This is a genomic window from Variovorax sp. P1_H12_2 (genome assembly GCF_056405335.1).
Genome location: NZ_JBFUCI010000362.1, coordinates 1 through 6,716, shown reverse-complemented (window position 1 = coordinate 6,716; position 6,716 = coordinate 1). Strand labels below are relative to the sequence as shown.

Genomic DNA, 6,716 nt, shown 5'->3' with positions numbered 1-6,716 from the left:
GCCGGAAGCCTTCGATTATAGGGAAGCCCGGACCGCCCTCCGCCCGCCAGGGGTGTGCCCACTGGCGGCAAGAGGCTGGGGTGCTATAATCATGGGCTCTGCGGAATTCGCCGTGGAGCCATCTTCATCAAGAGGTCAATATGTACGCGGTCATAAAAACCGGCGGCAAGCAGTATCGCGTTGCTTCCGGCGAAAAAATTAAAGTAGAACAGATTGCTGCGGACGTGGGCCAGGAAATCGTGATCGATCAAGTGCTCGCAGTCGGAACCGGCAGCGAAATCAAGGTCGGTACGCCCCTGGTGTCCGGCGCAACGGTGACAGTCACGGTACTGTCGCACGGCAAGCACGACAAGGTTCGCATCTTCAAGATGCGCCGTCGCAAGCACTATCAGAAACGTCAGGGCCATCGCCAGCAGTTCACTGAACTGCAAATCGGCGCGATCGCCGGCTAAGGAGCAGATTCCATGGCACAGAAAAAAGGCGGCGGCTCAACGCGAAACGGGCGCGATTCCAAGCCCAAGATGCTCGGCGTGAAGCGCTTCGGCGGCRAACTGATCAGCGCAGGCTCGATCATCGTGCGCCAGCGCGGTACCCAGTTCCATCCCGGCGTCAATGTCGGCATCGGCAAGGACCACACGCTGTTCGCCCTGGTCGAGGGCCATGTGTCCTTCGGCACCAAGGGCGCACTCAACAAGCACACGGTCAACGTGACCCCGGCGTAAGCCAGTCACTTCGATCCGATCGAAGCCCCGCTTTGCCGGGGCTTTTTCATTTTGTAGACTGATTGGACATCTCATGAAGTTCGTGGACGAAGCCTTCATCGACGTCGCCGCCGGCGACGGCGGCAACGGCTGCGTGTCGTTCCGCCATGAGAAGTACAAGGAATTCGGCGGCCCGAACGGCGGCGACGGCGGTCGCGGCGGCCACGTGTTCGCGGTTGCGGACTCGAACCTGAACACGCTGGTCGACTTCCGCTTCTCGCGCCGCCACGATGCCAAGCGCGGCCAGCATGGCATGGGCTCCGACATGTTCGGCGCCGCCGGCGACGACGTCACGCTCAAGATGCCGGTCGGCACCATCATCTCCGACGCCGAGACCGGCGAGGTGCTGTATGAGCTGCTGACGCCCGGCGAGGTGATCACCATCGCCAAGGGCGGCGACGGCGGCTTCGGCAACATGCGCTTCAAGAGCGCCATCAACCGCGCGCCGCGCCAGAAGACGCCCGGCTGGCCGGGCGAGAAAAAAAGCCTCAAGCTCGAGCTCAAGGTGCTGGCCGACGTCGGCCTGCTCGGCATGCCGAACGCCGGCAAGTCGACCTTGATCAGCGCGATCTCCAATGCCCGTCCCCGCATTGCCGACTATCCGTTCACCACGCTGCATCCGAACCTCGGCGTCGTGCGCGTGGGTCCGGAGCAGAGCTTCGTGGTCGCCGACCTGCCGGGATTGATCGAAGGGGCCTCCGAAGGCGCGGGCCTCGGCCACCTGTTCCTGCGCCACCTGCAGCGCACCCGGCTGCTGCTGCACGTGGTGGACCTGGCGCCTTTCGACGAGGGCGTGGATCCGGTCGCACAGGCCAAGGCGATCGCGGGCGAGCTCAAGAAGTACGACAAGGCGTTGTACGAGAAACCGCGCTGGCTGGTGCTGAACAAGCTCGACATGGTGCCGGACGACGAGCGCGCGGCCCGGGTCAAGGATTTCGTCAAGCGACTGCGCTTCAAGGGGCCGGTGTTCGAGATTTCCGCGCTCACGCGCGAGGGTTGCGAGCCGCTGGTGCAGGCGATCTACCAGCACGTCAAGGCCCAGCAGGTGGCCGAGCAGCCGCCGACGGAAATCGATCCCCGTTTTCCAGACGTTCAATGATGAGTTCGACCCAAGGCTCTGCCGTATTGCGCGACGCGCGCCGCATCGTCGTCAAGGTGGGCTCCAGCCTCGTCACGAACGAGGGGCGCGGGCTCGACGAGCAAGCCGTCGGCGAGTGGTGCCGGCAACTCGCGACGCTGGTGCGCGAGGGGCGGGAGGTCGTGATGGTGTCGAGCGGAGCCATCGCCGAAGGCATGAAGCGGCTGGGCTGGCGCGTGCGGCCGCGCGAGATCCATGAGTTGCAGGCCGCAGCCGCCGTCGGGCAGATGGGGTTGGCGCAGGTCTACGAGACCAAGCTGCGCGAGAACGGCATCGGCAGCGCCCAGGTGCTGCTGACCCACGCCGACCTGGCCGATCGCGAGCGCTATCTCAATGCGCGCTCGACGCTGGTGACCCTGCTTGCCCTTGGCGTGGTGCCGGTCATCAACGAGAACGACACGGTGGTCAACGACGAGATCAAGTTCGGCGACAACGACACCCTGGGTGCGCTGGTCGCCAACCTGGTGGAAGCCGATGCGCTGGTGATCCTGACCGACCAGAAAGGCCTCTACAGCGCCGATCCGCGCAAGGACCCGGATGCCCGCTTCGTCGATGAGGCGGCGGCCGGCGACCCCGTGCTCGAGGCCATGGCCGGCGGTGCCGGCAGCAGCATCGGCCGCGGCGGCATGATCACCAAGATCCTGGCCGCCAAGCGCGCCGCCGGCTCCGGCGCTTCGACCGTGATCGCCTGGGGCCGCGAGCCCGACGCCCTGCTGCGCCTCACGCGCGGCGAAGCCATCGGAACGCTGCTCGTGGCGCAGACCGCCAAGCACCAGGCGCGCAAGCGCTGGATGGCCGACCATCTGCAACTGCGCGGCGCCGTGTCGGTGGATGCCGGCGCGGCGGCCAAGGTGCGCACCGAGGGCAAGAGCCTGCTGCCGATCGGCATGACCGGCGTCGAGGGCGAGTTCTCGCGTGGCGACGTGATCGCGATCCGCGACGAACAGGGCGTCGAACTCGGGCGCGGCCTCGCCAACTATTCGAGCGCCGAGGCCCGGATGCTGTGCCGCAAGCCCTCGGCCGAGTTCGAGCGCCTGCTGGGCTATGCCGCAGAGCCCGAGATGGTCCACCGCGACAACATGGTGCTGCTGCAAGCCTGAGAGCCTGCGCGCACAGCGGGTCCTATTCGACTTCGCGGACCGGGGCCTTCAGGAAGCGGACCATCTCGCCCACCGAGGCGCGCGGTGCACTGCCTCGGCACAGCCCCTGCCGTGCCAATGCCTTGGTATAGGTCGAGTTGCGGTCATTCAGGCGTTTCCATTCGGGCGCCGGCGTGACCTCCCAGGTGCCGTTGGTGAAGCGCGCATAGCTCTTGTATTCGTCGGTGGCGCAGCGCAGGCCTTCGTAGAAGGCGTTGAAGCCGCCGCCCTCGCGATGGCTGGCGACCACCACGTAACGCACCACGCCGTCGCCGGTCACCTTGATGGTCGACGGATCGATCCCGAACTTCAGGGTCATGTACGGCGGCATCTCGACCGGGACCAGCTTGTTGGGGTCGAAGGCCGGGGCGGGCGGCGCCTCGGTCTCCTTCCACTCGGGGTCCTGGAACAGCTGCGCCTGGGCCAGGCCGGCGGCACCCAGCACGCAGGCCAGCAGGATCGTGCGGCTAGCGCGGAACATGGGACGGGTCGTTCGTCGGGGCAGGGTCGTTGGCAAGATGGGCATTCGGGTTGGGGTCGAAGCTGGCGCCGGGCGGCAGCTCGAAAGTCGGTTCATGGCCCGCGCCGGGCGGGTGGCGCTCGAATTCGCGGGCTCGCACATTGCTGCGCAGGAAGCGGTTGCGGAAGTCCTGCCGCGGCAGGTAGCGGGCGAGCTCGGTCAGCGCCATTTCATAGACGCCTCGCTTGAATTCGACCACCACGTCGAGTGGCACCCAGTAGTCGTGCCAGCGCCAGGCATCGAACTCCGGGTGGTCGGTGGCGCGCAGGTTCAGATCCCAGTCGTGACCGGTCAGCTGCAGCAAATACCAGATCTGCTTCTGGCCCTTGTAGTGGCCGCGTGCGTCACGGCGGATGAACCGATCCGGCACCTCGTAGCGCAACCAGTCACGGGTACGGGCGACGATTCGCACATGCTCCGGATGGAGACCGACTTCCTCATGCAGTTCCCGGAACATGGCCTGCTCGGGACTTTCGCCGCGATCGATGCCGCCTTGCGGAAACTGCCAGGAATGGGTGCGAATGCGTTTGCCCCAGAAAACCTGGTTTCTCTGGTTGAGCAGGATGATGCCGACGTTGGGCCTGAAGCCGTCCCGGTCGAGCATAATCAAACCCCAATTTTTTGAACTGAGTCGATTATGCATGCCGGGTTGCACACGGCAAGCGACCGGTTCCAGGACCGCTCAGGAYCTGCCCTCCCGACCACTGCTTCTAGCCCTCTTCGAGACCGATGAAAGCTTCCCGATTCTTTATCTCCACCCTCAAGGAAGCGCCCGCCGATGCCGAGGTCGCCAGCCACCGTCTGATGATGCGTGCCGGCATGATCAAGAAGCTGGGCACCGGCATCTACACCTACATGCCCATGGGCCTGCGCGTGATCCGCAAGGTCGAGGCCATCGTGCGCGAGGAGATGGACCGGGCCGGCGCGGTCGAGCTCGCGATGCCGGTGGTGCAGCCGGCGGAGATCTGGGAGGAGAGCGGCCGTTTCCAGGGCTACGGGCCTGAGCTGCTGCGCATCAAGGACCGCCATGACCGCGCCTTCGTGGTCCAGCCGACCAGCGAGGAGGTCGTGACCGACATCGCGCGCCAGGAAATTCGCAGCTACAAGCAGCTGCCGAAGAACCTCTACCAGATCCAGACCAAGTTCCGCGACGAGCGCCGGCCCCGTTTCGGCTTGATGCGCGGGCGCGAGTTCATCATGAAGGACGCCTACAGCTTCGACCGTGACCTCGAAGGCGCCAAGGCCAGCTACCAGGTGATGGCGGACGCGTACCGCAAGATCTTCGACCGCTTCGGCCTGCGCTACCGGGCCGTGGCGGCCGACAGCGGAGCCATCGGCGGCGATGTGAGCCAGGAGTTCCAGGTCATCGCAGCCACCGGCGAGGACGCGATCGTCTACTGTCCCGACAGCGAGTACGCGGCCAACATGGAAAAGGCCGAGGCGCTGGCGCCGGCCGGTCCGCGCGGCGCCGCCGCTGGCGCGCTCACGAAGACGCCGACCCCGGGCAAGAGCACCTGCGAGGACGTCGCCCTGCTGCTGGGCGTACCGCTGGCGACCACCGTGAAGTCGCTGGTGCTGGCCACCGACGAGCTGGACGAGGCCGGCAACATCAAGAACGTGAAGGTCTGGCTGCTGCTGCTGCGCGGCGACCACGACATGAACGAGATCAAGGTGAGCAAGGTGCCGGGGCTCGACCAGGGCTTCCGCTTCGCGACCGTGACCGAGATCGAGGATCACTTCGGCTGCAAGCCCGGCTACCTGGGCCCGCTGAACCTCAGGCAGCCGGTGAAGATCGTCGCCGACCGCGAGGTCGCGGTGATGGCCGACTGGATCTGCGGCGCCAACGAGGTCGACTTCCACCTGACCGGCGTCAATTGGGGCCGCGACCTGCCCGAGCCCGATGCGGTGGCGGATCTCCGCAACGTGGTGGCCGGCGACGCCTCGCCCGACGGCAAGGGGCTGCTGGCGATCGAGCGCGGCATCGAGGTCGGCCATGTGTTCGTGCTCGGCACCAAGTACAGCAAGCCGATGAACGCGACCTTCCTCGACGAGGCGGGCAAGCCCCAGTTCCTCGAGATGGGCTGCTACGGCATCGGCATCACGCGGCTGCCGGCGGCGGCCATCGAGCAGAACCACGACGAGCGCGGGATCATCTGGCCCGACGCCATCGCGCCGTTCACGGTGGTGGTCTGCCCGATCGGGATGGACCGCAGCGCCGAGGTCAAGACTGCCGCTGAGGCGCTCTACACCCAACTGCTGGCCAGCGGTGTCGACGTGCTGCTGGACGACCGCGGCGAGCGCCCGGGCGCGATGTTCGCCGACTGGGAACTGATCGGCGTGCCGCATCGGGTCGTGATCTCCGACCGCGGGCTGAAGGAAGGCCAGCTCGAGTACCAGCATCGCCGCGATACCGCAGCGACCAAGGTGCCCGCCACCGGCATCGCCGACTTCATCACCGGCCGCCTGGCTGCGGCTTGAGCCCCTGGCCTTGAAAGCTCCCGGCCTTTCCCGGCGCCAGTACCTCGGTGGCGCGGCGGCCGGCGCGCTCTCGCTGGCCGTGCCGCGCAGAGCCATCGCCGGCGCGCAGATCGAGGAGCCGCTGATCGACTCGGTGCGCACCGCGCTGAGCTCGGCGATCCACAACAAGGCGCCGCCGATCCCGGAATTCGGAGATACCGAGGCCCGCATGGCCTACCTGCGCTGGCTCGGGGCGACGAGCGAGCGGCTCAAGAAGAAACTTCCCGACTGGCCGACGCGCAAGGAATTCCTGCAGACCGTCTGGTACGAGGCGCGCCGCGCCGGGCTCGACGTCAGCCTGGTGCTGGGCCTGGTGCAGGTCGAGAGCAACTTTCGCAAGTTCGCCGTCTCGAGCGCCGGTGCCCGCGGCTACATGCAGGTGATGCCCTTCTGGACGCGGGTCATCGGCGACAGCGACCCGTCCAAGCTGTTCCACATGCAGACCAACCTGCGCTTCGGCTGCGTGATCCTGCGCCACTACCTCGATCGCGAGAAGGGCGATCTCTTCATGACCCTGGGCCGCTACAACGGCAGCCGCGGCAAGTCGCCGTATCCCGATGCGGTGTTCGCGAACCAGCGGCTGTGGCTCTTCAAGGACCCGTGGAATGAGCTCGCCCCCAGGTTGGCTCACTCCGTGTAGC

8 protein-coding genes are annotated in these 6,716 nt (G+C 66.5%); 6 read left to right on the top strand and 2 right to left on the bottom strand.

Translation table 11 applies throughout. The features are described from left to right. The first annotated feature begins 140 nt into the window (after positions 1-140). The 4 genes from rplU to proB all read left to right on the top strand — a co-directional run bounded on the left by rplU (position 141) and on the right by proB (position 2,999). Positions 141-452 carry a 50S ribosomal protein L21 gene (gene rplU, locus AC1D2K_RS27040; RefSeq protein ID WP_286369298.1) on the top strand — a complete coding sequence of 104 codons (312 nt, stop codon included), beginning with the start codon at positions 141-143 and terminating at the stop codon, positions 450-452. A 12-nt stretch (positions 453-464) separates the two neighbouring features. After that, positions 465-722: a 50S ribosomal protein L27 gene (rpmA, locus tag AC1D2K_RS27035; RefSeq protein WP_478092478.1), complete on the top strand. Its 258-nt coding sequence runs from the start codon at positions 465-467 to the stop codon at positions 720-722. Positions 723-795: 73 nt separating this feature from the next. Further along, complete coding sequence (gene cgtA, locus AC1D2K_RS27030; protein ID WP_478092477.1) at positions 796-1,860, top strand: Obg family GTPase CgtA; 1,065 nt, start codon at positions 796-798, stop codon at positions 1,858-1,860. Then, positions 1,860-2,999, top strand: coding sequence for a glutamate 5-kinase (gene proB, locus AC1D2K_RS27025; RefSeq protein ID WP_478092475.1), 1,140 nt, complete (start codon positions 1,860-1,862; stop codon positions 2,997-2,999). Before cgtA ends, proB begins: the two co-directional genes overlap by 1 nt. 22 nt (positions 3,000-3,021) lie before the next feature. Here the strand turns inward: proB and AC1D2K_RS27020 are convergent, their stop codons facing one another. Both AC1D2K_RS27020 and AC1D2K_RS27015 read right to left on the bottom strand, forming a co-directional pair. Continuing rightward, complete coding sequence (locus AC1D2K_RS27020) at positions 3,022-3,519, bottom strand: CNP1-like family protein (RefSeq protein ID WP_478092474.1); 498 nt, start codon at positions 3,517-3,519, stop codon at positions 3,022-3,024. Next, the gene (locus AC1D2K_RS27015) at positions 3,506-4,162 is read right to left on the bottom strand and encodes an RNA pyrophosphohydrolase (protein WP_478092480.1); all 657 of its coding nucleotides are present in this window, start codon (positions 4,160-4,162) and stop codon (positions 3,506-3,508) included. The genes AC1D2K_RS27020 and AC1D2K_RS27015 overlap by 14 nt, the downstream gene beginning before the upstream one ends. Before the next feature lie 125 nt (positions 4,163-4,287). Here AC1D2K_RS27015 and AC1D2K_RS27010 point away from each other — a divergent pair, with 125 nt between their 5' ends. Together AC1D2K_RS27010 and AC1D2K_RS27005 are read left to right on the top strand one after the other, a co-directional pair. Beyond that, the gene (locus AC1D2K_RS27010; RefSeq protein WP_478092472.1) at positions 4,288-6,036 is read left to right on the top strand and encodes a proline--tRNA ligase; all 1,749 of its coding nucleotides are present in this window, start codon (positions 4,288-4,290) and stop codon (positions 6,034-6,036) included. Between the two features lie 10 nt (positions 6,037-6,046). Further along, complete coding sequence (locus AC1D2K_RS27005) at positions 6,047-6,715, top strand: lytic transglycosylase domain-containing protein (protein WP_478092470.1); 669 nt, start codon at positions 6,047-6,049, stop codon at positions 6,713-6,715. Position 6,716 lies beyond the last annotated feature (1 nt).